Raw genomic sequence first — 25,679 nt, 5'->3', positions numbered from 1 at the left:
AAAGGGCTAAAAGTGTGAAAGAGATTATTATGTTAATAATTTGAAAATTATTATATAATATACATAAAAAAGGCTATACAAGGAGGAGTCCCCTTGTCATTGGAAATAGATAAGCATTCTGTTTTTTGCGGGCTTTCTAAAGAATTTCAATTCGTATTAACTTTAAATGGTGTTATAGAAGAAATAAATAGTCATGCGAAGGACCTAAGTACAAAGTATAATGTATCAACTGGAGATTCCTTTTATGCTCTTTTTCCTTTTGATTTAAAGGAAATGGTTTTTACTTTTCTATCTGAAATAATACATAACAAAGGGGAAGTTGTGGAAGAGACGTTTGTCTGTTCCACAAATGAATCTTTTCAATATCGAGGAAAATGTGTTGGTGAAAAAATTTACATAACTGGTTATGAAATGGAACGGAAGAATCTATTCTCAAGTTTACGTTATGAATCAGAGCTGAAATTAGAAAACTTTGTATTAAATACGTTAGACAATGCTATGTTAATATTAGGGAAAAATGGTCATATTCTTTTTATGAATGATCGGTGTGCAGAAATATTAGGTCTTGGAGATAAAGGAAAGCAATACTGGGATAATAGTTTTTACGACTTAAAAACGGATACTACTATTCAGCAAATGATGTTAGATTCGTATGAATCTGTAAAAATAACAAAGCAGTTTCAAGAAAAATACTGTTACGAAGATGAGCAGTTGTACCAAATGCAAGGTTTTTTTGATGAAGAAAAGCAGGAAGTATTTATTGTTATCCATGACAGATCCTATCAACAAAAATTCGAGAATCTACTAATATATAAACAACAAATGGAGTCTGTCTCGCAAATTTCTGCAGGAATAGCCCATGAATTAAGAAATCCTCTATCTGTAATTAAAGGATTTTTACAACTTTCAAGGAAGACAAATAATTGGGATAAATATTACGATACCGTTATGGGAGAGATAAATCGTATGAACTCTCTCTTGGAAGATTTTCTTTCAGTTTCTCGAAAAAAAATTAAAAAACAATTAATGAAGCCCCATGAGGTGTTAGCTTCATTAGAATATATTTTTCAGTCAGAGTGTTCTCTACATAATATAAATTTCATATCATCCATTGAGGAAGTGGAAGGATCTATTTTTATAAACGAGACGATGTTAAAACAAGTGATGTTAAATTTACTCCGTAATGCGATTGAAGCTTTTTTACCAGAACAAAAAAATAAAGAGTTTCAACTAGAATGTAAAAGTGAAGATAATCTTATTAAAATTATTGTAAGTGATAATGGAAGAGGAATACCAGAAGAGATCATGGAAAAGATAGGCACGCCGTTCTTTACGACGAAAGATAAAGGAAATGGATTAGGCCTACCACTCTGTAAAAAGATAGTAGAGGACCATGAAGGGGATATGAAAGTAACTAGTGAAGTAGGAATCGGAACAACGTTTGAAATAAGTATCCCTATTAAGTACTGAAAGAAGTCTATATAAAGGAGGCTTCTTTTTCTTTTACTCGAATGATTTATATTTTCACACGCTTTATTTATTTACATAAACAGATCTGTCATGTATACTAAACTATTGTTAGAAATCGTAATGATTCTTATCTATATAAGGTGTGAGAAAAAGTGAGCAAAGAAACAATATTAGAAGTACAAAACGTTTCATTTATATATGACCACCAACCGGTACTAGAGGACATTAATTTAAAAATACCAAAGGGAGCGTTTTTAGCGCTTGTTGGCCCGAATGGTTCAGGAAAATCAACATTGCTAAAATGCATCCTAAATATATTAAAACCTAGACAAGGAAACATTGAGATTTTCGGTAAAGATGTACGTAAATTTAAAGAATGGAGTAAGGTTGGCTTCGTTTCACAAAAAGCGAATAGTTTTAACTCTGGTTTCCCTGCAACAGTTTTTGAAATAGTTTCAACGGGCTTAGTCTCGAAAGTTGGGTTATTGAGATTTTTCCAAAAAGAGCATAAGCAGAAAGTAATGGATGCAATCAAAGCTGTCGGAATGGAAGAGTTTAAAGATAGAAACATAGGAGAATTATCAGGCGGTCAGCAACAACGTATTTTTATTGCAAGAGCGCTCGTTAGTGAACCAGAATTGTTAATATTAGACGAACCTACTGTTGGTGTTGATGCAAAAAACGTACAAACATTTTATTCTATGTTGGAACATTTAAATAAAGATTTAAATATAACTTTAATTTTAGTAACACATGATGTTGGAACGGTAACAGATAAGGTAACTCATGTTGCTTGCTTAAATAAACATATACATTTCCATGGAGAGGCGAGTGAATTTGACGAATTGAAAACGAAAGATTTTTCACAGTTTTACGGGCATGAAGTTCATTTGTTAAATCATGACCATCACCATCACCATCACGATGGAGGTCACCACTAATGATTTCTGCTTTTATGCAATTTGAATTTTTACGAAATGCTGTTTACACAGGGGTATTAATTGGGATACTCGCTCCCCTGTTAGGGGTATTCGTAGTTGTTAGGCGATTAAGCTTAATTGCTGATGCACTTAGCCACGTAACATTAGCGGGTATTGCAGCAAGTTTATTAGTAGAGAAAAAGCTTGGACTTTTTATAGGTATGAGCCCATTATATTTCGGAATGGCTTTCTCGGTTACAGGTGCACTATTTATTGAAAAGCTTCGAAGTGTGTATAAACATTACCAAGAACTAGCGATACCAATTATTCTTTCTGCTGGAATCGGTTTAGGTGCTATTTTTATTTCATTAGCTGACGGTTTTAACACAGATTTATTTAACTACTTGTTCGGTAGTGTTAGTGCTGTCTCTAGAACTGATTTTTGGGTTATTTTTTATATAGCAATTGCTATTTTAATTACTATATTCCTGTTTTATAAAGAACTATTCGTTCTCTCGTTTGATGAAGAACATGCTCGTGTATCGGGAGTAAATTCGAAAATATTTCATTTGATTTTCATCGTTATGGTGGCTTTAGTCATTGCCGTATCGATGCGAGTGGTTGGTATTTTACTTGTTTCTTCCTTAATGACGCTACCCGTTGCCTCAAGTATGCGGATTGCAAAAGGGTTTAAACAAACTATTTTTCTCTCCATTCTATTCGGAGAAATCGCGGTTATTGGCGGACTTATAACTTCTTTTTATTTTGATTTAGCACCTGGTGGTACCATTGTAATTATTTCAGTTCTTATCTTAATTAGTACAATAGTATGGAAAAAAATGAGGAGAGGGACGTAATGAATGTTTCACAAGCATTAGAAATAATGAAAGAGCAAGGATACAAATTTACAGGCAAACGGCAAGATATGTTAGAAATATTTGCAACTTCTAACCGATATTTAACGGCGAAAGATGTTCTAGACTCCATGAAAGATGATTATCCTGGATTAAGCTTTGACACGATATATCGAAATTTAGCCTTATTCGTAGACTTAGGTATTTTAGAAAGTACAGAGTTGTCGGGTGAAAAAAATTTCCGATTTAAATGTAGTACTACGAGCCACCATCATCATTTTATATGTCTAGATTGTGGCGGTACGAAAGAAATTGTAACCTGTCCAATGACGGTGTTAACAGAAAACTTAAAAGAATATGATGTGACAGGTCACAAATTCGAAATATATGGAAAATGTCCGTTATGTAAACAAAGCTAGTAGGGGTACTAGCTTGTTTTTTTATTATGTAATAACCAAATTCCGTTCATTACATAATATAGTATTAATTTAAGCCCTCAAAGTTTACCTTTCCATTACGAATGTTGTATAAAATGAGAACAAGGGTGTTTACAGATGAAAGAAGCACGTCTTTTAGACAGTGAAGACTTATTGAAAATATTAAATAATGCTAAATTTATTGGTGATACCGAGCATATAACATCAACAGAATTAGTAAATATTATGAAGCAACAATTACAACGTGCAATGAATAATAATAAAGAAAAATGACTGGAGTTCTTTAACTCCAGTCATTTTTATAGGAAATTGTTCACTAAGTAAGTTATTCCTGCTCCGATAACGACAGCAATCAAAATTAAAGTAGCATTTAGTAACTTTTCTTTTCGAGCAGGTGTTAGCCATGATTCTTCATTATGCAAAATAAGTTCCCCCAGTTTTTAAGCTCTACGGAGAAGATGTATCGGTAGCTGGCGAGCGTAGTTAGTTTAAAACGTTAGCCCCTTAGCTTTGCGTCATCGCTTTTCAACGATTTTGCCTTTTCGTACAGCTCATTTTATATATAATATCGGTTAAGGAAACTATTTATTAACATAATGTTGCAAAAAAAGTCGAAAAATATTTTAGTCGTGTAACAACCTTTTTATAAATTGATTTGCTTCGAGCCAGTTTTGTACACGATAAACGTGCTCTGGAATAGGATCACGGTTATATGGCGTATCAAATAGGAGAACAGGGATATTACACGCTTCGCTAATATCACAAGCGTTATCGTGTTTATCTTCAAGAAAAATATGTAGTTCATGTTTCTTAATCGCTTCAATTTTATTATGTGTTCCGATAAGTTCTAAATGATCAAAATCAATTGCTTGCTTTTTAAACCAATTGTTTGTTACTTCAAATAAATGGTTTCTTCTAGCGCTAATAAAGTATAAGTCATAGTTATTTTTCCATTGAGTAACAATTTCTTTTGCTCCAGTAGCTAGAGGTGCGTTTTCATAAATAGTTGGCTCCATCTCGTCCATCCATGCCCAAAACTGCTCGTCTGTAATCCCGATTAAGGGACTTAATTCATACTGCTTAATGTCTTCTAACGTAATATTCATTTTAAATGATTCATTAATGTATGGAACAAATGAAGAAGGACTAGTTAATGTACCATCTATATCTATGCCTAAGCGATATCTCATAAGAACAACCCCCGTTTTATAATGCTATCTATACCATATAATCTTGACAATATATTGTACAATTTCTCATTTTAACATAAGTAGAAAACATTAACATCAATGATTTTTAAAAATAGGTCCATACTAATAAATGCTTCTAACCTTACGAAAGCGAGGGATAAGCATGGCAAACGAATACGATAAGATTGAAAAAAATGAGCCAACTGAAGATAGGTTTGCTTATGAAGAGCCCCATATTTCGAGGGCAAACGTTGAAAGGGAACATATGGAAGAAACTGCCGCAGAAGTTGCGGTTCCTCCAAGTGTTTCATTAGAACGTGAAAGAGAACGAGAATCAATTTTTGAAGAAGAAAGAGAAGATGTAATGGGGATGTCTGGTAGAGGGCTTGGCTATTTAGGTTTAGCATTAGCTATTCTATCACTGTTCATCTTACCGATTATCCTAGGTGCTGCTGGGATTATCATCGGCTTTATTGCCCGCAAGCGCGGAGCAACAGGATTAGGGGCATGGGCAATCGGTATTGGTGCTATTTCCATTATTGTAGGTATCTTCATATTGCCACTCTTTTAGTATGATGGGAAAAAAAGAGAAGAGATTGACAATTGCGTCAATCTCTTCTTTATGTGTTTGAACTATTTTTAAGCATTAGCTTTTTCTGCCTCTTGTTTTGCATAATATTCTTCGGCAATTTTATCTACTTCTTTTTTTAGTTCCTCTACCATTGTCTCTTCTGGTACTTTACGGACAATTTCTCCTTTACGGAATAGTAGACCTTCACCACGAGCCCCTGCAATTCCAATATCAGCTTCTCGTGCTTCACCAGGTCCGTTAACTGCACAACCTAATACAGCAACTTTAATTGGAGCTTTTATCGTTGAGATGTATTCTTCGACTTCATTTGCAATACTAATTAAGTCGATTTCAATACGTCCGCACGTCGGGCAAGAAATTAATGTTGCCATATTGGAAGCAAGACCAAAGGATTTTAATAGCTCTCTTGCCACTTTTATTTCTTCTACAGGATCCGCGCTTAAAGATATTCTTAATGTGTTACCGATTCCTTTACTAAGGATAGCACCTAGGCCAGCTGCACTTTTAACAGTCCCAGCAAACAATGTACCTGATTCTGTAATACCTAAATGTAGAGGATAATCAAAAGCTTGTGCTGCTTTTTCATAAGCTTCAATTGCTAAGTTTACATCAGAAGCTTTCATGGAAACGATAATATCGTGGAAGTCTAAGTCCTCTAAGATTTTAATGTGATGTAGAGCACTTTCCACCATTCCATCAGCAGTAGGATAACCGTATTTTTCAAGAATTCTTTTTTCTAATGAACCAGCATTTACACCAATACGTATTGGAATTCCTTTTGCTTTAGCAGCATTTACTACCGCTTCAACTTTTTCACGGCGACCAATATTACCTGGGTTTATTCGGATTTTATCAATTCCACCTTCAATTGCTTTTAAAGCAAGTTTATAATCAAAGTGAATATCAGCGACCAACGGTATGTTTATTCTTTTTTTAATTTCTGGAATTGCATTTGCAGCTCTTTCGTCAGGAACTGCAACTCGAACAACTTGGCAACCTGCTTCTTCTAGACGAAGAATTTCAGCAACGGTTGCTTCAACATCATGTGTTTTTGTAGTGGCCATACTTTGTATAAATAATTCGTTACTTCCCCCAATTGTTAAGTTACCAACCTTAACTGGGCGAGTTTTCGTACGATGTATTAATTCTTTCACGAGTAATCGCTCCTTTAACGTTAATCCTTTTGAAGGACTTAACTACTCAACTTAATGGTTGAATATTATTTTTCCATTGTGCCTACCAAAATATTGTATCAACGTATACATCATTTTGACAAGTATTAAACAATGCTAATTATGGATAGACAGGAAACTTATATGTTTTTCCAATTTGAATTCGTTCAGGTGTAACATTATCATTTAGTAGTTCAAAATCGTGAATTAATTGTGGAACGGTTACCGGTAAAGGACCATTAGTTATTCTTTCCACTATAGTTAAAACGGTATCACCCGGCATTACTTCAATCATTACGTAATCTTCCTCTATAATTGAATCGGTATCTTCCAGTAATTGAACTATATTTGAAGCAGGTATACTATCTTCTTTAGGTGTAGGGATAGTCCCTTCTGTTAAATCATAGTATATGCTGAAAAATGTAATACCAAGTAAAAGTGCTACAAATAATCGAATCATCATTCTTCCTCCTTGGACAAGCATATTAATGTATATGCTCATAGGGAGAAAATATGACAAAAAAACATCAGCAAAATTTTCACTGATGTTTTTTATAAATTTACCACTGTGTAATGTCTTCTTCTTGCTCCTCTTTCACATCTTCTTTTAACTCTTTTACAATTAAATAAAGAATAAAGAAAGCAGCAGTGAAACTAATAATGGTCGTGTATGGGATATAAATCCCAATAGATTCTAGTAGAGCGAATAAGACTGTAGGAATTGTTACTGCGTATGCAGATAAGATCCACGTATGACGATATTTTATAAATGGTTTATTTAAGCTACCTTTTAGAATAAGACCAACTAAACCTAATAAGGTAACTTGAATAAATTTGCCTAGACTAAAAAGAATATACATGATAGCTGCAAACAAAAAGATAATAAGTGGTATGAACGAACCAACTGTATCTAAAAGTGATTCTAAGTCGGATTTTGAAATAGTGAATCCGTCTGTTTGACCTAAATCAAATATTTCGGTTGTGCCATCAATGATCGTAATTACTTCATAACGTTGTAACGCAATAACATCACCGAAGTCTTCAATTTCGGAAAGTGAAAATTCAGAGTTAGGATCAAGCATTAGAACTAAACCGTCTTGGTCCATAATGAGGGGCTCATCTACATCAGCAGTAAATTCCCCATTTTCAATTACAAACTCTGGTAAATCACTTTTAACAACAGTTTCTGCTGCTGAATGTAATTGGTTAATTGCTATTCCGATGGATATGAAAAATGGAATAGAAGTTACGAGGACAAGGAAGAATATGTACAATATCGTTTTCCCGATTCCTTGTTGATAAAAGTTAGCCATCTCTTTAGGAGAATATAGGCTCTTTATAAATTGTTTAAAAATATTCATGATTACCCATCCTTTTACCGTTTTTTTTACAATTTAATGTTATCTGATTAGATACTGATAGTAAACGAAAATCTATATTATTTTTAATTGTAAATTACTTTGTAAAGATATTGTAAATTTTACTCTAGTTCTATTTACATTTCATTAATTATTCGTTAATAATTATGAAGGGCCAAGCTATGTTGGTTGCTGTCGATTAATGTCGAAAATATTTCATTTGGATTAAGGGGTTGTTACTTTTGGAAATCGACGTTCAGAGAACGATATTTGAATTTATAGGTGGTCTCGGTATTTTCCTTTTTGGTATTAAATATATGGGAGACGGACTACAAAAATCAGCAGGTGATAAACTGCGTGACATCTTAGATCGTATGACAACGAACCCATTTATGGGTGTATTAGCAGGTATTCTTGTGACAGTTTTGATTCAATCAAGCTCAGGAACTACAGCGCTAACAGTTGGTCTAGTAAGTGCCGGTTTTATGTCATTACGCCAAGCTGTAGGGGTAATTATGGGTGCCAATGTTGGTACTACTGTAACGGCCTTCATTATTGGAATAAAAATTACTGACTATGCTCTTCCTATAATTGCAGCGGGAGCTATCCTGCTTTTCTTCTTTAAAGCGAAGAAACTACAATATTTAGGACAAATAGTATTCGGTTTTGGTGCCCTTTTCTTAGGGCTAAAAATTATGGGAGACGGGTTAAAGCCATTAGCAGGCTTACAAGCATTTTATGATTTAACAGTTTCCATGAGCGAACAACCGATACTTGGTGTCGTAGTTGGTACTATATTTACTGTTATCGTGCAGAGTTCAAGTGCAACAATAGGTATCCTTCAGGAATTATATGGTCAAGGTGCTATTGATTTGAAGGCTGCTCTACCCGTATTATTTGGAGATAATATAGGGACAACTATTACAGCAGTTTTAGCATCATTAGGTGCAAGTGTAGCTGCTAGAAGGGCAGCATTAGCACATGTATTGTTTAATATTATTGGTACTATTATTGTTCTAATCATTTTAGGCCCGTTTAGAGCACTTATCGAAATCATTCAATCTAGCCTAGGTTTGAATCCAGAGATGACTATTGCATTTGCTCACGGAATATTTAACGTTTCTAACGTGATCATACAATTCCCTTTTATTGCTCTATTAGTTTTAATGGTAACTAAAATAATTCCTGGGGAAGACCGTATTTTTGAATATAAAGCAAAACATTTAGATCCAATATTTATTGAGCAATCACCATCTCTTGCTTTAGGACAAGCGAAAGAAGAAGTAGTACGTATGGGTAACTTCGCAGTTGTCGGTTTAGAAGAAACGAAGGCATATTTAATTTCTTCTTCTCAAAAACATTCAGATTCAGCCTTTCAATTAGAAGATGCTATAAATAATTTAGACAGAAAAATTACGGATTATTTAATTCAATTATCATCTAGTTCTTTATCTGCTCACGAATCAGAAGAGCATTCTATGTTGATGGATACAGTTCGAGATATCGAACGAATAGGTGATCATTTTGAAAATATATTAGAGTTGGTTGATTATCAAATTTCTAACAAAGTTTCATTAACAGAAAATGCAGAACAAGATTTAAATGAAATGTTTACTCTTACAATTTCTACTGTAAAAGAAGCAGTAGAAGCCTTAAACACTGGTAATTTAGAACTTGCTAAAGATGTAATGTTGAAAGAAGAAAAAATAGATAAAATGGAAAGAAGCTTACGTAAAAAACATATATTACGTTTAAATGAAGGGGTATGTACTGGACAGGCTGGTATCGTATTCGTTGATATTGTTAGTAACTTAGAGCGTATCGGTGATCATGCTGTAAATATTGCAGAAGCAGTGTTAGGCGAAGACCACGGAACATATTAATTGTAGAAGAGCGAGGGTATCTCGCTCTTTTCTCTAATTGTATTAAGAAAGACTGATACGTTTGCATAGAGGGAAATGATTGATATTTATAGGGGGCGGTCAAAAATGGAATTATTATATTGGATATTAATAATTGGGCTGTTCGTTGTTGCGTTCATTGGCTTAGTTTTTCCTATCATACCGAGTGTTTTTTTTATTGTTGGCGCGTTCCTTCTATATGGTTTTGCATTTTCGTTTGCTTCTTTAAATATATGGTTTTGGCTTTTTCAAGGTGTATTTGTACTATTACTATTTATAGCTGATTATTTAGCAAATATTATTAGTGTAAAGAAATTTGGTGGAAGTAATGCATCCATTTGGGGGAGTACAATAGGTATTATTATTGGTCCTTTTGTCATACCAGTGGCAGGTTTTATTTTAGGTCCATTTTTAGGTGCAATTATTGCAGAAATATTAGTAAAAAAGCAAGATATAAAAACATCTATTAAAATTGGGGTAGGATCGGTAGTAGGATTATTTAGTAGTGCTATTGTTAAAGGGATAGTTCAAGCAATTATGATTATTTATTTCTTCATTGTCGTTTTATAAACTTTTGAAAAATTTATTAGTTACAAACTGTTGACAGAGACGGTCTCCCGTGTTAAATTGGTATATGTCTCTAACGTGGCAGTTAGCTGATACAATAGAAATGTTGATAAGCTGACGAGTGCAGTTGAATCCTCATATTCTATTTTTAAGGCGGTGTAGCTCAGCTGGCTAGAGCGTACGGTTCATACCCGTGAGGTCGGGGGTTCGATCCCCTCCGCCGCTACCAACTTAAGAGGACCCTTAGCTCAGTTGGTTAGAGCAGACGGCTCATAACCGTCCGGTCGCAGGTTCGAGTCCTGCAGGGTCCATTTTTTTAGCAAGATATATTGGAGGAATACCCAAGTCCGGCTGAAGGGATCGGTCTTGAAAACCGACAGGGGTGTTAAAGCCCGCGGGGGTTCGAATCCCTCTTCCTCCGCCATACATAACAATTGGAAATATAAAAGTTCAATATTAATGACCCTATGTCCGACTATACATAGGGTCATTATTTGTTCCTTGAATACAAAAAAGAAGTCGAAATTTTATTGACTTTTTTTTTGTATCTAAGTATGAAAAAAGACTCATGCTAAAAGTACGTACTGGTAAATATCACATAAGATAACTAACGTAGTTCGCTTCCTCTAAAAAGGCCTCTCGACCAACTGGTTTATCTAATAACCTAATCCTTTATTTGTTTCTTCCTTTCAAATAATCCTGTTTCCTTTATACTTAACATAGCGATATATACAAACGGACCGAAAATAAGGCCCAGCACTCCAAAGAAAACATACCCAAAATACATAGTTAAAATGGTTGGTAGGGCTGCAAGGCCGATCGAGTCTCCTAAAATTTTTGGTTCAACAATTCTTCTAATAATTGTTAAAGCAATGGCAAGGACCATTAGTTGAATTCCGGTAGCGGAACTACCTAAAATAATCATAAGTAAGCCCCATGGAATCAAGACGAGCGCAGGTCCAATATATAACGGGATAATGTCCACTATCCAAATAATGAACGCCATAATTAGAGCTTGTTTCGGTGTGATAAATAGCAAGCTAATATAAGTGATAATAAAAACCCCAATACTCATAATAAGCTGGGCCTTCCAATATCCCATAAACACCTTTCCTAGACGAGTGAAAATAATCTGCATTTTGTTAGCTGTTTCTTCGCTAAACAAACTGAGTAATAATCGAAATAATCTTGGTAAATCTAAGCTAAATAAAAATAACGTAATTAAATAAACTAAAGATACAAATAGAAAATTAGGAACAGCTTGTAGCCATGAACCGACTAAAGAAGCGAAATGAGATGTTAATTTTAACACTAAATCAATTAAACCTTCTGCTTGTTTATTCATCTCTCTAATAACTAGTTCGTGTTGAGGTAATTCATAAATTAAATCATTTACTTTTAAAATTAATGCGTCTATAGAATTTTGAATATCCAACACATATCTAGGTAAGAGTGTCATCCATTCATTGAATGATTTTAAAATTCGAGTGAGTGTAATATAAATAACTCCCGTACTAGTTAAAATAAACAGTAAAAAAGTAATAAGTACTGGGATAATTCTACTCTTAAATTTTAACTGCTTTTTTAACAGCCTGATAAAAGGTTCAAAAATGATTGCTGTTAAAAGAGCAAAAAGTACTGGTGAAAAAACAGAAAAATTAATATATACAAATACAATAGTAGCGATGGTGAAAAGTATAATTAAAACTTTTCTAGGGTTAATGTTACTTAACAATAAAGATTCCTCCTATATTTTATTCATTTATAAATGACACTCTACTTATATATATCGGTACACCTGATCCTTTAAACCTTTCTATAACAAATGAGACTATTATGGTCTAGGCATTTATACTGATAGAAGTTGCATAATGTTTTTCCTCCAATAAATGAAGTTTCACATTTTTGTAACATTAGTAATAGTGACGTTATTTTTTTATTTTAATTTTACCACTATTATTGTTTTTTTCGAGGATTACAGGAAATAAAGCGGTAGTTTAGCCAGCTTGTTAAGTGAAAAAATAAACCTATTTATAACAATAAATCAAAAAAAATGAGTGTAAAATAATTGTTATGTTACACAAATTATGATAATCTTTACTTGTGTAACTAACGCACAGGAGGCTCTATAATGGAATATGTTGTGCCAATTAAAAGGGTTGACCAAATAAATCGGATAAAAGAAATACTAAAAAAACAATCAAAACGAGATCACTTATTATTTGTGTTTGGTATAAATACTGGTCTCAATATAAGTGACTTGTTATTATTGAAAATTAGTGATATTTGGGAAGGGGAACAAACAAAAGATTTTTTACAATTATATGATGAAAAACATAAAGAAGTAAAAAAATATTACTTAAATAGCAAGATAGAAGATGCAGTTAAATTATATTTAAATACGAAGAATGAAGTTTTTCTAGATGAATATATCTTTAAATCCAAGAAAAATAATCTACCAATAACACGTCAACAAGCTTACCGAATTATTAATCATGCAGCCAGGGAAGCAGGAATTACAGAGAAAATCGGTACTCACACGTTAAGGAAAACATTTGGCTATCATGCCTATAAAAAAGGTATAGCAATTTCTATACTAATGTCGATCTATAACCATCAAACCCCAGCAGAAACTTTTAGATATCTAGGTATTTGTAAGTCAGATAATTATCCAGTTAAAGTGGATGTAAATCTATAAGATAAGTTACCATGTAAATTCGCATGGGTAAGCTCGTTTATCATAATTAGGAAAGATGAGTCTTTAACTTTTATAAATGTTAAAGAAAAAAGCCCCCATTATCGGAGGCGGTGAGGTTAGTGCTTTTCGTCTAGATCTTTATTTAATAAATCTGTATATTTGTCATTAACTATATCCTCAGTTACATGCACTTGTATTGTTTCTGTCCCTTTTATAAATTTAAATAACCCGTTATTGAAGTCAGTACCTATCTCTTTAAAGAAAATACCTTCATATTCGACATGAGGTGAAAATTTAAAGCTTAAAAGGTAGTTTTCATCTTCTTTCACAAGATATGCCCGACATCCTTTTTCATACATTTCACCTTGCTCTTTTAATGTTCTTGCAACTGACACGATATGAAGGTCTATAAACGGAATCTCTCGTATTAAAGTATTAATAATTGAACCTTTTGCTATTTGCTCCCAGCGACTTTGTGCTGTTTGGCCAAGAACGATTTGTGTTATATGTTTTTCTCTAGCAACCTCACCAATAACTTTAGCAAACGGTCTTTTTTCATTATCTTTAATTATAAACTCGTCGGCATTATTTGCCTCAGCAAGATTTTTCCATTTTGTGATGTAATCCGTCTTTTCTGCATCTAATTCATCAAAAGGACTTGGATCAACAGTAACAATATAAAATGGGCAATCAAGCATGTTTGCGATTTTGGCGCCTCTTTTTATTAATCTTTCACCGTTTGGACCATAATAAACACATACTAAAATACTTTCGTCCATTCGACTTTTTACTTTTTTTATCAATTGATTTTCACCTCAAAGGAAATTAGTTACCTAATGGTAATTTGAATATATGTATGAATATAGCTTATGCCTTACTTGTAAGTCAATGGGATTTGTTAGTTTGTTAGGAGGAATTTGATGAATTGGTTACTTTTAATGATATTTTTACCATTTATTTTTGCGATAATAGTACCTGCACTATATAAAATATTCAACCCGCGTATACATACTGGGTGGTTTGTGTTAGTTGTGCCTACTGTTATCTTTATATATTTACTTTCCGTAGTACCTAGTATTTACAATATGGAAAACATATTAGTGACCGTTCCGTGGATTCCATCGTATGATTTGAATTTTACTGCATACATTGATGGTTTAAGTTTAGTGTTCGGATTGCTCATTGCCGGTATCGGTGCTTTGGTCATTTTATACTCCATATACTATATGTCTAAGCTAAAAGAAGCTCTACATAATTTCTATGTTTATTTGCTACTATTTATGGGGGCTATGCTAGGTTTAGTTTTTTCAGATAATATCATAATACTATATGTTTTCTGGGAATTAACAAGTATTTCATCTTTTCTACTTATTGCCTATTGGTATCAACGTAAAGCTTCTCGTTATGGAGCACAAAAATCGTTATTAATAACCGTTTTTGGTGGCTTAGCGATGTTAGCTGGTTTTATTATGCTGTCAATGATGGCTGATACGTACAGCATTCGTGAAATTTGGCAATCAAGAATGGAAATTGTATCTAATCCGTTGTTTGTACCATCTATGATTTTAATACTATTAGGTGCTTTTACAAAATCAGCACAGTTTCCATTTAGTATATGGCTACCTGATGCGATGGAAGCACCAACCCCTATTAGTGCATACCTTCACTCTGCTACGATGGTAAAAGCGGGTATATATCTTGTAGCTCGATTTACACCTGTTTTTGGTGGAAGTATGGAGTGGTTTTGGATCATCACGATTATTGGGGTAACTACTTTAATATATGGATCTCTAACTGCTGTTAAACAAGTGGATCTAAAAGCATTATTAGCATACTCCACGATTAGTCAATTAGGCTTAATTATGAGTTTATTAGGATTAGGTTCAGCAGCGATGTATTTTGAAGTGGGAAGTGAAGCGGAGGTATTTGCATTAGCAATTTTAACTGCTATTTTCCACCTTATAAATCATTCGACATTTAAAGGAAGTTTATTTATGGTCGTTGGAATTATCGATCATGAAACTGGAACGCGTGATATTAGGAAACTCGGTGGGCTTATTTCACTAATGCCTATATCTTTCACTTTAGCTTTAATAGGAAGTTTTTCCATGGCAGGGCTCCCACCATTTAATGGGTTTTTGAGTAAAGAAATGTTCTTTACAAGTTTCTTAAAGGTTACTCAGCATGGTCAGTTTGGTATTTCTAATATTGGAACGTTACTTCTAATCATTATTTGGATAGCTAGTGTATTTACATTTATTTATAGTATGATACTTGTTTTCAAAACGTTTCTTGGAAAACATCAGCCAGAGAAGCTAGACAAAGTAGTTCACGAGGCACCTATTGGAATGTTAATTTCACCAATAGTGCTAGCGAGCTTAGTAGTCATCATCTTTATTTTTCCGAATGAACTTCTAACCTATATAATGCAGCCTGCATTAATAGGTGTATTACCACATCTCGAAGGTGGTATAGAAGGGCTGTATATTAAAGCGTGGCACGGGTGGAATACAGAGTTATACATGACAATAGGTGTTGCAGTTCTCGGGACACTATTGTATAAAACGTATAAAAAGTGGTCTAGATTATTTTATTTATACCCGAATGCAATAACGTTAAATAATATTTACAATGCAAGCTTAGTAAAAGCTGAGTCAACATCTAAAAAAATTACAGATCGATACATGACAGGTCTTATAAGAGATTATTTAGTGTATATAATGTTTGCATTTATCGTTCTAGTAGGAGGTACAGCTTGGTTATTAAACGGTATCTCATTTGATATGTCTAACGATGCTCCTATTAGCATTTATGAGGGTGTGTTGCTATTTGGTATTATTATATCTACACTGCTGATTTTATTTACCAATTCTAGGCTAACTGCTGTTATTGGTGTGGGAGCACTAGGATATATTGTTTCCCTATTGTTTGTCGTGTTTAGGGCACCAGATTTGGCGCTGACACAACTTGTGGTAGAAACAGTTACTGCGGCTTTATTTTTACTTTGCTTTTATCATTTGCCTGAATTGCGTAAGCAGAAAAGTAAAGTACGTCATAACACTACGAATTGGATTATTTCTATCGGAGTAGGGGTAACAGTTACCATTGTAGCACTTGCAGCAAATGGTAATAGATTATTTGAGCCTATCTCTAACTATTTTGAAAATGCTTATGAATTAGCAGGAGCAAAAAACATAGTGAACGCAATACTTGTAGACTTTAGAGGTGTAGATACTCTGTTAGAGATATTAGTTTTATGTATCGCTGGTTTAGGTGTATATACGTTAGTGAAATTAAATCTAGAAAGGAGGGATAGAGATGAAACGAAATGATCTTTTTTTAGGAGCAATTGTTAAAGCAGTTGTTGTAATTATTTTTACATTCTCTATCCACCTTTTCTTTGCAGGACATCATAATCCTGGGGGAGGCTTTATCGGAGGACTTTCTTTAGCTGCGGGAATTGTCTTATTGTTTATCACTTTTGATATAGAGACGATCCAAAAAAACATACCAATTGACTATAAAAAGATGACAGCAATTGGAGTCATTATTGCTGTATTAACGGGTCTAGGTTCTCTAGTTTTTAATTATCCTTTTTTAAGCCACACTTATGATTATTTTGATTTATTTTTATTTGGTGAAACTGAATTAGCTACTGCAGTTATTTTTGATATTGGAGTTGCCTTAGCTGTAATAGGTACTGCAGTCACGATTATTTTGTCGATAAGTGAGGCTGATTAGATGGAAACAATTATGGCAATCGTAATAGGACTCTTATTTACGGCTGGTACTTATTTAATATTATCGAAAAGTATAATAAGGATTATTTTAGGTACTTCGGTCATTAGTCATGGAGTTCATCTCTTAATTTTAACAATGGGTGGTTTGAAAAAAGGAGGCCCACCATTATTAGGTAGCGATACAACTTCTTTTACAGATGCCTTGCCGCAGGCACTTGTGTTAACAGCTATCGTAATTAATTTTGCAGTTACTGCACTGTTTTTAGTTATTGGGTTTAGAACATATAAAGTATTGGGAACAGATGATACGGATAAATTGCGAGGTATAGAAGATGAATAATATAGTTATTTTACCAATCATCATACCAATGATTACAGGATTATTTTTAATATTGTTTAGAAGGAATATTAAGCTACAATTTTTACTAAGTTTGATTTCTTTATCATTAACTGGTATATCGGCTGCTTATTTAGCTTATCAAGTAAAAGAAAGCGGTATTCAAACAGTACAAGTTGGGGGATGGAGTGCACCTTTTGGTATATCGATGGTTGCAGATATGTTTAGTATGATACTAGTTATTACAACAAGCGTTGTTGCGATAGCAGGAATTCTTTATGCATCTAAATCTATTGAAGAAAGTAGAAAGAGGTACTTTTTCTATCCGTTTTATTTATTTTTAATTGTTGGTGTAAATGGGTCATTTATTACAGGAGACATATTTAATCTATTTGTTTGTTTTGAAGTAATGCTGATTGCTTCCTATATATTAATTTCCCATGGTGGCACTAAAATTCAGTTACGAGAAACAGTAAAATATGTACTCGTGAATATCGTATCCTCGGCCTTATTTCTAGTTGGAATTGCTTATCTGTATGCAATTACAGGTACACTAAATATGGCACATATATCTATGAGAATTGCTGAAGTAGGTCAAGATGGATTGCTAACAACAGTTTCAATTGTATTTTTAGTTGTGTTTAGTATGAAGGCTGCATTGTTTTTATTTTTCTGGTTACCCGGTTCTTATAGTGCCCCCCCAACAGCAGTTGCTGCAATATTTGCTGCCCTATTGACCAAGGTAGGAATATATGCGATTTTTCGAATGTTTACATTAGTATTTTATCATGAACCACACATTACCCATTTAATAATTGGTATTTTAGGTGCTATAACGATGATTTTTGGTGCAATTGGTGCCATAGCTTATTGGGATCTAAAAAAAATTATCGGTTACAATGTCATAATAGGTGTTGGTTTTATTATAGTGGGGCTAGCTTCATTTACAGCAGTTGGTTTGACAGGTTCCATTTATTATCTAGTACATGACATTATAATAAAAGCGTTGCTATTCTTAATAATTGGTACGGTTATCACGCTAACAGGTACTAGTAATCTTAAGGACATAAGCGGTTTAATAAGGCTTCATCCCTCTCTTGGCTGGATGTATTTCATTACAGCGCTATCTCTTGCAGGTATTCCACCGTTAAGTGGATTTTTAGGTAAAATATTTATTACGGAAGGAAGCTTTGAGGCGAATCTAACTTGGTTAGGTGCTATCGGATTAATAAGTAGTTTAATGGTATTGTATTCCGTAATTAAAATATTTTTGTACGGATTTTTAGGCGAAACAACAATAAGTGAAGAAATGGAAAAAGGCTCTACGAAGGGTATTATGCTTCCGATCGCTGTATTAACTTTTTTAACAATATCACTTGGTTTAGGCGGAGAATTACTCGCTCCCTATGTAAATATTGCAGTTGATAGCTTATTAAACCCTATTCAATATATTGATGCGGTTATAGGCGGAAGAAATTGATGTTATTCTAGGTCATGCTGAAAGGGGGGGGCTTATGCCTTTTCAAATATTTATCAATATTTTAATCGCTATATTATGGATGTTTTTACAAAACAGCTGGGACACAATTACATTTATTAGCGGATATATTGTTGGAATCGTAATTCTATACAGTTTGAGAAGATTCGTTTCTGACACTTTCTATCTATATACTTTATTTGCGGCGATCAAATTATTATTTGTTTTTGTACTGGAACTATGGACGTCCAGTATATTAGTTGTCAAACAAATTTTAAAACCAAAGATGGATATAACACCGGGTATTTTCACGTTGGAGACTGATTTAGAGGGTGAGTTAGAATTAACACTTTTAGCTTTATTGATTTCATTAACTCCTGGTTCTGTTGTTATGGAAATTGCCCCTGATTCCAATAGAATGTACGTACATGCAATGGATATTCCTGAATCGAAGGAAAGTGTTTTAAGAGCACAAGTAAAATTTGAAAAGTTGATAAAGGAGGTAACACGATAATGCTAACTACTGTACTTATGTTTAGCTTAATATTGTTGACTGCTTCCATCATTATCGCCCTTTTTAGAGTTGTAAAAGGACCATCCATGGCTGATAGAGTTTTAGCTCTTGATTTTATTGGATTTGTTTTAGTTGCTATTGTTGCCGTACTTTGTATAATCGTAAATACAACTGCTTATTTTACAGTAATTTTATTAATTGGTATTCTTTCCTTTGTTGGGACTATTTCATTTGCTAGATTTATTGAGAGGGGGACTGTCATTGAACGAAAACATGATAGTTGAGTTAGTATTATCTGTCCTCATAATAATAGGAGTAATGTTTACTCTTTTGAGTGCTTTAGGGCTAATTCGTTTACCAGATATTTATACACGTTCTCATGCTGTTTCAAAAAGTGCGACGCTAGGTGTTATGTGTACATTATTTGCAGTTTTCTTGTTTTTTGCCTATTACAATGGTTATTTTAGTATAAGATTATTACTAGGTATTATCTTTGTATTCCTTACGGCACCAGTTACAAGTCATTTATTAACTAGAGCAGCTTATAGTAATGGTACGGAATTAACAAAGAATAGTGCTCAAGATGATTTAAAGGAATATTATACAGAAAATGAAAAGTAAGAGAAAATAAAGACACTATATCTCCTTAAAGTGTATTAAGGTTGATATAGTGTTTTTCGATTGAATAAAGTGAGTACATTTACCTAACTTTAATCCACACTAGTAATATTTCTAATAAAATTACCGCAATAGGGAAAGTTATGTAAAAAAAGGGTGATAATGATGAAAGCAATTTCCGTGTTAACTAGTGGTGGAGATTCTCCTGGAATGAATGCAGCAATTCGAGCTGTAGTGAGAAAAGCAATCTATCACAATATAAATGTTTATGGTATATATCAAGGATATGCTGGGCTTATATCTGGAAATATAAAAAAGCTAGAACTTGGTTCAGTGGGTGATATTATTCATCGTGGTGGAACAATGCTCTATACTGCCAGATGTGAAGAGTTTAAAACGCTAGAAGGTCAAAAAAAAGGGATTGAACAGTTAAAAGAGAGAGGGATAGAAGGTCTAGTTGTAATAGGTGGAGACGGTTCATACAAAGGTGCACAAAAATTAACAGAGCATGGTTTTCCTTGTATCGGTTTACCAGGTACAATTGACAATGACATTGCAGGTACGGACTATACAATTGGTTTTAATACTGCACTTCATACGGTGTTAGATTCTATTGATAAGATTCGGGATACTGCTACTTCTCATGAACGTACCTTTATTATTGAAGTGATGGGGCGGCATGCCGGTGACATTGCATTGTGGGCTGGCCTTGCTGGAGGAGCGGAAACTATTATTATTCCTGAAATTGATACTACTATTGATGATGTTGCTAATCGTATAAGACAAGGACAAGAACGTGGAAAAAAACATACAATCATAATAGTGGCAGAAGGCGTTTGTAGCGGAATGGAATTTGCGAAACAATTAAAAGAAAAAACTAACTTAGATACAAGAGTGTCTGTATTAGGTCATATTCAAAGAGGGGGATCTCCAACTGCATTTGACCGTGTACTTGCAAGTAGGCTTGCTGGCAGGGCTGTAGAATTATTAATAGAAGGAAAAGCAGGAAGAGCAGTAGGAATGGAAAAAAGCGAAATTGTAGATTACTCTTTTGATGAAGTTTTTTCTATGCCTCATAAAATCGATGAAAGTATGTATCGATTGTCTAAAGAACTTTCTATTTAATTGTAAGATGAATAGAAGAAAAAGAATTAGTAAAATATAGGTATGTTTAAGAGCAGATTGATTGAAACAATGATTAAATTTTGGTAATCTGAAATTGGAACTAATTAGTTCAAAATTTGTACATAAATTAGGAGGAGATTTAAAATGGCATACGAATTACCACAATTACCTTACGCTTATGATGCATTAGAACCACATATTGACAAGGAAACAATGAACATTCACCACACAAAACACCATAACACTTACGTAACAAATGTAAATGCTGCATTAGAAGGACATGCAGATTTACAAAGTAAGTCTGTTGAAGAGTTAATTTCTAACTTAGACGCTGTTCCTGAAAACATCCGTACAGCTGTTAGAAATAACGGTGGTGGACATGCAAACCACAGTTTATTCTGGACACTTTTAACTCCAGGTGGATCTAATGCACCGACTGGTGAATTAGCAGATGCAATTAACAGTAAATTTGGTAGCTTAGAAAGCTTCAAAGAAGAATTCACAAAAGCTGCTACTACTCGTTTCGGTTCTGGCTGGGCATGGTTAGTAGTAAATAACGGTGAATTAGAAGTAACAAGCACTCCAAACCAAGACTCTCCATTAATGGAAGGTAAAACTCCTGTTTTAGGTTTAGACGTTTGGGAGCATGCTTACTACTTAAACTACCAAAACCGTCGTCCAGACTACATCTCTGCATTCTTTAACGTAATTAACTGGGATGTTGTTGGCGAATTATACGGAAAAGCAAAATAATAAATGAATCAAAAAAGAAGCCTCTACTTACGTGAAGGCTTCTTTTTTGTGCCACTTGTACGAAATTTTAAAATGAGTTTTTAGTTATCTTTCCGAAAGTAAAGAAATCCAACTTTCTTCATGAAGTTAAATTTGCACCATTAAACTGAAAATAAGCTTAAACATATCATAGTATTAATTTAAACGAAGTCTAGCTCAAAGATATAGAACAGTTAGTGGAACGGAGCGGAAGACACTTGACTCCAGCGGGAGGTAGAGGGAAGGTCGAGACCCCACAGGCAAAGCCGAGGAGGCTCGACTCCCTCCCCGCGGAAAGCAAGTGTCTGTAGCGAAGTGAAACGGACTTACTTGTATCATTATACTAAAGCCATTAGAAACAATCCGAAAAAAAGTACATATCTCTGCTACCTTTAAGACAAAATAATGTTAAGTTAAAGGAGCGAGAATTAAAATGGTTGGAATTAAAAAAATCTTTGGTGATGTAGAAGTAAATAAAGCCTTAATATTACTTCTCTGTATAGGAGGGCTTTATTCATTAAGTATTGCCCTATCGAACACGTTTGTGAACGTTTATTTATGGAAGCAATCAGGAGAATTTAAAGATTTAGGATTGTACAATTTAGCAATCGTCGTCTTTCAACCGCTAACTTTTATACTAGCAGGAAGATGGGCCAAAAAAATTGATCGTGTCATTGTGTTGCGGCTAGGTGTTATCTTTTTAGCTATTTTCTATTTAATGGTACTTTTTATTGGAGAACAAGCATCAACCTATTTACTTTTGTTAGGTGGGTTATTAGGAATAGGATATGGTTTTTACTGGTTAGCATTTAATGTTTTAACATTCGAAATCACGGAGCCTGAAACCCGAGATTTTTTTAATGGATTTTTAGGGATTATGACTTCCCTTGGTGGAATGATTGGTCCTTTTTCCGCAGGTTACATCATCTCGAAAATGGAAAAATTCACAGGTTATACGACAATCTTTACGATTTCTCTCGTTTTATTTTCCGCAGCTGTACTTCTAAGTTTCTTTTTAAAAAGAAGAGGTGCAGAAGGTAGCTATGAACTGTTTTTTGTATTAAAGGAACGAAAAAGAAATAGCAACTGGAGAAATATTACGAATGCACACTTTTTCCAAGGTATTCGCGAAGGTACGTTTATTTTTGTCGTTTCGGTATTAATATTCATTACGACAGAAAGTGAAATGGCTTTAGGTACATACGGTTTAGTAAACTCGGGAGTTTCATTTATTACGTATTATTTAGCAACGCGCCTAATAAAAAAGAACATGAGGAAAAAGTCTATTTTAATAGGTGGTATCCTTCTGTATTTAGCTGTTTTTCTATTAATATTTAATCTGACGTACACTAAACTAATTATTTATGCCGTTGTGATTGCAATTGCTTACCCAATTCTTTTAGTGCCGTATATATCTTTAACGTATGATGTCATTGGAAAGAGCCCAAATGCTGGAAAAATGAGAATAGAGTATATTGTTGTTCGAGAATTATTTTTAAATGGTGGAAGAGCCACATCAATACTTTTATTTTTATTCGCTGTTACGATGTTTGATGAAGCAAAAAGTATACCAGTATTGATGGCAGTGATAGGACTTGGCCATACTATCATTTACTTCTGGATTCGCAATGTACATTTAACAGAACCTCCGAAAAAAGATCATCCTGACCCTGTTGTGGCAACTTTAAGGGATGGAGAAGGAGAAACTACACCATAGTTAATATTTATTTATAGAAAAAGTTCACGTTTTCTAATACAATATAAAAAGAGGGCACCAGCCTAAGTGGTGCTTCTTACTTTTGTAAAACGAAAAAGGTGTAGTGCTATGACTAATAAAAAGCAAAATAAGAAGAAAAAGAATATAATTCCGTATCGTTTGAACTTATTATTTTTTGTCGTGTTTTTACTGTTTTCGGCATTAATTTTGCGATTAGGATTCGTCCAAATTGTTTACGGTGAAAAATACCGAGTAGAAGTCGATCGTACAGAAAATATTACAGTCAACACTCCTGTTCCACGGGGGAAGGTGTATGACCGAAATGGTGATATCGTGGTTGATAATGAACCTTTAAATGCGATAACGTACACAAGAACGGGGAGTACAAAAGAACAATTAGAAGTTGCTGAAAAATTAGCTACAGTAATAGAAGTAACAGAAGAAATGATTGATAAAATTCAAGTGAGAGATAAAAAAGACTTCTGGTTATTAAAAAATGAAGAAGAAGCAAAAGAGCTGATTACAGATGAAGATAGACAAAAAGTTACCGAAGGAGAACTAGTAGAAAGTGACTTGTATAGGTTACAAATAGAAAGAATTACGGAACAACAGTATGAATCCTTTACAAAAGATGAATTAAAAGTTTTAGCAATCTTCCGTGCAATGAATAGAGGATATGCTCTAACTCCTCAAATCATTAAAAACACAGATGTATCTGATGAAGAAATTGCTATTATTAGTGAAAGATTAAGTGAATTTCCAGGTGTTGATACGACGGTGGATTGGAATCGTAAAATGATTTACGGGTCTACATTAAGAACTTTACTTGGAAATATAACAACATCTGATCAAGGACTACCTAGTGAGCGTTTATCAGAGTATTTAGCAAAAGGTTATAGCCGAAATGATCGAGTAGGAACTAGTTTTATTGAAGCGGAATACGAGCAAGTGTTACGAGGACAAAAGGCTAGAATTAGAAATGTTACCGATCAATCAGGTAAATTACTACATCAAGAAACCGTTTTTGAAGGTCAGCGAGGAAAAGACCTCGTCCTTTCAATCGATATTGAGCTTCAGCAACGTATTGAAGAAGTAATAACAAACGAATTACTGGAAGAGAAAAAATTAGCCCAGGCAGCTAGATTAGACCGTGCCTTTGTCGTTATTTTAGACCCCAACACTGGGGAAGTACTTTCTTTAGCTGGGAAAGTGTTAACGAAGGACGAGAATGGTGGCTACGAGGTGTTAGACCATGCCCGTGGAACTTTCCAGGAAGCATATCATGCCGGGTCAACGGTAAAAGGTGCGACGGTATTAACGGGTTATGAGACAGGAGTTATTTCTCCTGGGACAGTTCTTTATGATACACCACTGAAAGTAGCGCAGGACCGACCGAAAGGTTCGTGGCAAAACATGGGTAATATTGATGATTTAACTGCGTTAGAACGTTCTTCCAACGTTTATATGTTCCGAACTGCAATTAGAATTGCCAATGGTAATTATCAATATGGTCAACCACTCCCGATTGATCCGGCTGGATTCGATCGAGTACGCTATTACTTTAATCAGTTTGGTCTAGGTGTGAGGACAGGAATTGACTTGCCAGCTGAATCGTCCGGGTTCGCTGGATCTGAAACAATACCAGGGAAACTAATGGACTTAGCAATTGGGCAGTATGATTTATATACAACATTACAATTAGCACAATACGTCTCTACTATTGCAAATGGCGGGTATCGTTTAAAACCACAAATAGTTCGTGAAATACGTGAGCCAGTTTCAGAAGATGAGCTAGGACCAGTATTGCAACCATTTAAACCGGAAGTATTAAACAGAATTGACATGCCGGATGATCAAATTAAACGAGTCCAGGAAGGATTTAGACGAGTTTATTTTGGTAGTAGGGGAACAGCTAGTAGTTCGACTGCTAAACAATATAAGCCTGCTGGAAAAACAGGTACAGCGGAAACGGGGAGAGGTACATTAACTTACAGCCTTGTAGGGTATGCTCCATACGATAATCCAGAAATCGCCTTTGCGGTTGTCGTACCTGATGCAGCAGTAGTTGGTGGTACTATTCGAGGCGGTGTAAGCACTCGTCTAGGCGATAAAGTAATGAAAACATATTTCGATCTAAAAGAAGAAAGAATAAAGGGAAATGTTAATAGTTCCAAGGATGACGAAGAGTCAGAGGAAGATGAAGATACAGAAGAATAATTAT

At 34.2% G+C, this 25,679-nt stretch carries 27 protein-coding genes, 3 tRNA genes and 1 riboswitch; of the genes, 23 read left to right on the top strand and 7 right to left on the bottom strand.

Annotated elements, in window-relative coordinates; genetic code table 11:
* Positions 1-93 precede the first annotated feature (93 nt).
* From BC6307_RS15520 to BC6307_RS24830, 5 genes are all read left to right on the top strand, one after another.
* Positions 94-1,470 (top strand): PAS domain-containing sensor histidine kinase, encoded by a 1,377-nt coding sequence (locus BC6307_RS15520; protein ID WP_066421023.1) that lies wholly within the window; start codon positions 94-96, stop codon positions 1,468-1,470.
* 152 nt (positions 1,471-1,622) lie between these two features.
* Positions 1,623-2,411, top strand: coding sequence for a metal ABC transporter ATP-binding protein (locus BC6307_RS15515; RefSeq protein WP_066421025.1), 789 nt, complete (start codon positions 1,623-1,625; stop codon positions 2,409-2,411).
* Complete coding sequence (locus BC6307_RS15510) at positions 2,411-3,247, top strand: metal ABC transporter permease (protein WP_066421027.1); 837 nt, start codon at positions 2,411-2,413, stop codon at positions 3,245-3,247. Before BC6307_RS15515 ends, BC6307_RS15510 begins: the two co-directional genes overlap by 1 nt.
* Entirely contained in the window at positions 3,247-3,663 is a 417-nt protein-coding gene (locus BC6307_RS15505) for a Fur family transcriptional regulator (RefSeq protein WP_066421028.1), read from the top strand. The genes BC6307_RS15510 and BC6307_RS15505 overlap by 1 nt, the downstream gene beginning before the upstream one ends.
* A gap of 135 nt (positions 3,664-3,798) precedes the next feature.
* Entirely contained in the window at positions 3,799-3,954 is a 156-nt protein-coding gene (locus BC6307_RS24830; protein ID WP_157076713.1) for a hypothetical protein, read from the top strand.
* 26 nt (positions 3,955-3,980) lie between these two features.
* Here the strand turns inward: BC6307_RS24830 and BC6307_RS25560 are convergent, their stop codons facing one another.
* Positions 3,981-4,103 carry a hypothetical protein gene (locus tag BC6307_RS25560; RefSeq protein WP_268874294.1) on the bottom strand — a complete coding sequence of 41 codons (123 nt, stop codon included), beginning with the start codon at positions 4,101-4,103 and terminating at the stop codon, positions 3,981-3,983.
* Between the two features lie 40 nt (positions 4,104-4,143).
* A riboswitch (cyclic di-GMP riboswitch) is annotated at positions 4,144-4,230 on the bottom strand.
* Between the two features lie 74 nt (positions 4,231-4,304).
* Positions 4,305-4,871, bottom strand: a complete 567-nt coding sequence (locus tag BC6307_RS15500) for a 5' nucleotidase, NT5C type (protein WP_066421030.1) — start codon at positions 4,869-4,871, stop codon at positions 4,305-4,307.
* A gap of 163 nt (positions 4,872-5,034) precedes the next feature.
* Here BC6307_RS15500 and BC6307_RS15495 point away from each other — a divergent pair, with 163 nt between their 5' ends.
* On the top strand, positions 5,035-5,442 hold the full coding sequence (locus tag BC6307_RS15495; protein ID WP_066421031.1) for a hypothetical protein: 408 nt from the start codon (positions 5,035-5,037) through the stop codon (positions 5,440-5,442).
* Positions 5,443-5,510: 68 nt separating this feature from the next.
* On the opposite strand, the gene ispG is transcribed toward BC6307_RS15495, so the two are convergent.
* From ispG to BC6307_RS15480, 3 genes are all read right to left on the bottom strand, one after another.
* A complete protein-coding gene (gene ispG / locus BC6307_RS15490) occupies positions 5,511-6,617 on the bottom strand; it encodes a flavodoxin-dependent (E)-4-hydroxy-3-methylbut-2-enyl-diphosphate synthase (protein ID WP_066421032.1) in 1,107 nt (368 codons plus the stop codon).
* A 139-nt stretch (positions 6,618-6,756) separates the two neighbouring features.
* The gene (locus tag BC6307_RS15485) at positions 6,757-7,095 is read right to left on the bottom strand and encodes a hypothetical protein (RefSeq protein WP_066421033.1); all 339 of its coding nucleotides are present in this window, start codon (positions 7,093-7,095) and stop codon (positions 6,757-6,759) included.
* Positions 7,096-7,195: 100 nt separating this feature from the next.
* The gene (locus BC6307_RS15480) at positions 7,196-7,996 is read right to left on the bottom strand and encodes a DUF1189 domain-containing protein (RefSeq protein ID WP_066421034.1); all 801 of its coding nucleotides are present in this window, start codon (positions 7,994-7,996) and stop codon (positions 7,196-7,198) included.
* A 239-nt stretch (positions 7,997-8,235) separates the two neighbouring features.
* Here BC6307_RS15480 and BC6307_RS15475 point away from each other — a divergent pair, with 239 nt between their 5' ends.
* The 5 genes from BC6307_RS15475 to BC6307_RS15455 all read left to right on the top strand — a co-directional run bounded on the left by BC6307_RS15475 (position 8,236) and on the right by BC6307_RS15455 (position 10,885).
* Positions 8,236-9,876, top strand: coding sequence for a Na/Pi cotransporter family protein (locus tag BC6307_RS15475; protein ID WP_066421035.1), 1,641 nt, complete (start codon positions 8,236-8,238; stop codon positions 9,874-9,876).
* 105 nt (positions 9,877-9,981) lie between these two features.
* The gene (locus BC6307_RS15470; RefSeq protein WP_066421039.1) at positions 9,982-10,464 is read left to right on the top strand and encodes a DUF456 domain-containing protein; all 483 of its coding nucleotides are present in this window, start codon (positions 9,982-9,984) and stop codon (positions 10,462-10,464) included.
* Positions 10,465-10,613: 149 nt separating this feature from the next.
* Positions 10,614-10,690 (top strand) — tRNA-Met (locus BC6307_RS15465).
* A gap of 8 nt (positions 10,691-10,698) precedes the next feature.
* A tRNA-Ile gene (locus BC6307_RS15460) sits at positions 10,699-10,772 on the top strand.
* Positions 10,773-10,792: 20 nt separating this feature from the next.
* Positions 10,793-10,885 (top strand) — tRNA-Ser (locus BC6307_RS15455).
* Positions 10,886-11,125: 240 nt separating this feature from the next.
* Here BC6307_RS15455 and ytvI read toward each other — a convergent pair.
* A complete protein-coding gene (ytvI, locus tag BC6307_RS15450; protein ID WP_094366145.1) occupies positions 11,126-12,196 on the bottom strand; it encodes a sporulation integral membrane protein YtvI in 1,071 nt (356 codons plus the stop codon).
* A gap of 396 nt (positions 12,197-12,592) precedes the next feature.
* Here ytvI and BC6307_RS15445 point away from each other — a divergent pair, with 396 nt between their 5' ends.
* Positions 12,593-13,159: a tyrosine-type recombinase/integrase gene (locus tag BC6307_RS15445; protein WP_066421091.1), complete on the top strand. Its 567-nt coding sequence runs from the start codon at positions 12,593-12,595 to the stop codon at positions 13,157-13,159.
* 116 nt (positions 13,160-13,275) lie between these two features.
* Here BC6307_RS15445 and BC6307_RS15440 read toward each other — a convergent pair whose 3' ends face one another.
* On the bottom strand, positions 13,276-13,959 hold the full coding sequence (locus BC6307_RS15440; protein WP_066421093.1) for a universal stress protein: 684 nt from the start codon (positions 13,957-13,959) through the stop codon (positions 13,276-13,278).
* 120 nt (positions 13,960-14,079) lie between these two features.
* Here BC6307_RS15440 and BC6307_RS15435 point away from each other — a divergent pair, with 120 nt between their 5' ends.
* The 11 genes from BC6307_RS15435 (at position 14,080) to BC6307_RS15385 (ending at position 25,675) form a co-directional block, all read left to right on the top strand.
* Positions 14,080-16,491, top strand: coding sequence for a Na+/H+ antiporter subunit A (locus tag BC6307_RS15435; protein WP_066421089.1), 2,412 nt, complete (start codon positions 14,080-14,082; stop codon positions 16,489-16,491).
* A complete protein-coding gene (locus tag BC6307_RS15430; RefSeq protein WP_066421079.1) occupies positions 16,478-16,900 on the top strand; it encodes a Na(+)/H(+) antiporter subunit B in 423 nt (140 codons plus the stop codon). Before BC6307_RS15435 ends, BC6307_RS15430 begins: the two co-directional genes overlap by 14 nt.
* Positions 16,901-17,239: a Na(+)/H(+) antiporter subunit C gene (locus tag BC6307_RS15425; RefSeq protein ID WP_066421077.1), complete on the top strand. Its 339-nt coding sequence runs from the start codon at positions 16,901-16,903 to the stop codon at positions 17,237-17,239.
* The gene (locus tag BC6307_RS15420; protein ID WP_066421076.1) at positions 17,232-18,716 is read left to right on the top strand and encodes a Na+/H+ antiporter subunit D; all 1,485 of its coding nucleotides are present in this window, start codon (positions 17,232-17,234) and stop codon (positions 18,714-18,716) included. Before BC6307_RS15425 ends, BC6307_RS15420 begins: the two co-directional genes overlap by 8 nt.
* 34 nt (positions 18,717-18,750) lie before the next feature.
* Positions 18,751-19,227: a Na+/H+ antiporter subunit E gene (locus BC6307_RS15415; protein WP_066421075.1), complete on the top strand. Its 477-nt coding sequence runs from the start codon at positions 18,751-18,753 to the stop codon at positions 19,225-19,227.
* Complete coding sequence (locus BC6307_RS15410; protein ID WP_066421074.1) at positions 19,227-19,511, top strand: Na(+)/H(+) antiporter subunit F1; 285 nt, start codon at positions 19,227-19,229, stop codon at positions 19,509-19,511. Before BC6307_RS15415 ends, BC6307_RS15410 begins: the two co-directional genes overlap by 1 nt.
* A complete protein-coding gene (mnhG, locus tag BC6307_RS15405) occupies positions 19,489-19,848 on the top strand; it encodes a monovalent cation/H(+) antiporter subunit G (RefSeq protein WP_066421072.1) in 360 nt (119 codons plus the stop codon). Before BC6307_RS15410 ends, mnhG begins: the two co-directional genes overlap by 23 nt.
* Positions 19,849-20,010: 162 nt before the next feature.
* The gene (gene pfkA / locus BC6307_RS15400) at positions 20,011-20,970 is read left to right on the top strand and encodes a 6-phosphofructokinase (RefSeq protein WP_066421069.1); all 960 of its coding nucleotides are present in this window, start codon (positions 20,011-20,013) and stop codon (positions 20,968-20,970) included.
* 144 nt (positions 20,971-21,114) lie between these two features.
* Positions 21,115-21,723: a superoxide dismutase gene (locus BC6307_RS15395; protein ID WP_066421067.1), complete on the top strand. Its 609-nt coding sequence runs from the start codon at positions 21,115-21,117 to the stop codon at positions 21,721-21,723.
* Between the two features lie 451 nt (positions 21,724-22,174).
* Positions 22,175-23,458 (top strand): MFS transporter, encoded by a 1,284-nt coding sequence (locus tag BC6307_RS15390; protein WP_066419271.1) that lies wholly within the window; start codon positions 22,175-22,177, stop codon positions 23,456-23,458.
* Between the two features lie 108 nt (positions 23,459-23,566).
* On the top strand, positions 23,567-25,675 hold the full coding sequence (locus BC6307_RS15385; protein WP_066419269.1) for a peptidoglycan D,D-transpeptidase FtsI family protein: 2,109 nt from the start codon (positions 23,567-23,569) through the stop codon (positions 25,673-25,675).
* Positions 25,676-25,679 lie beyond the last annotated feature (4 nt).

This window comes from Sutcliffiella cohnii, from assembly GCF_002250055.1.
Lineage (GTDB): Bacteria > Bacillota > Bacilli > Bacillales > Bacillaceae_I > Sutcliffiella > Sutcliffiella cohnii.
This window is presented reverse-complemented; position numbering and strand designations above follow the sequence as displayed.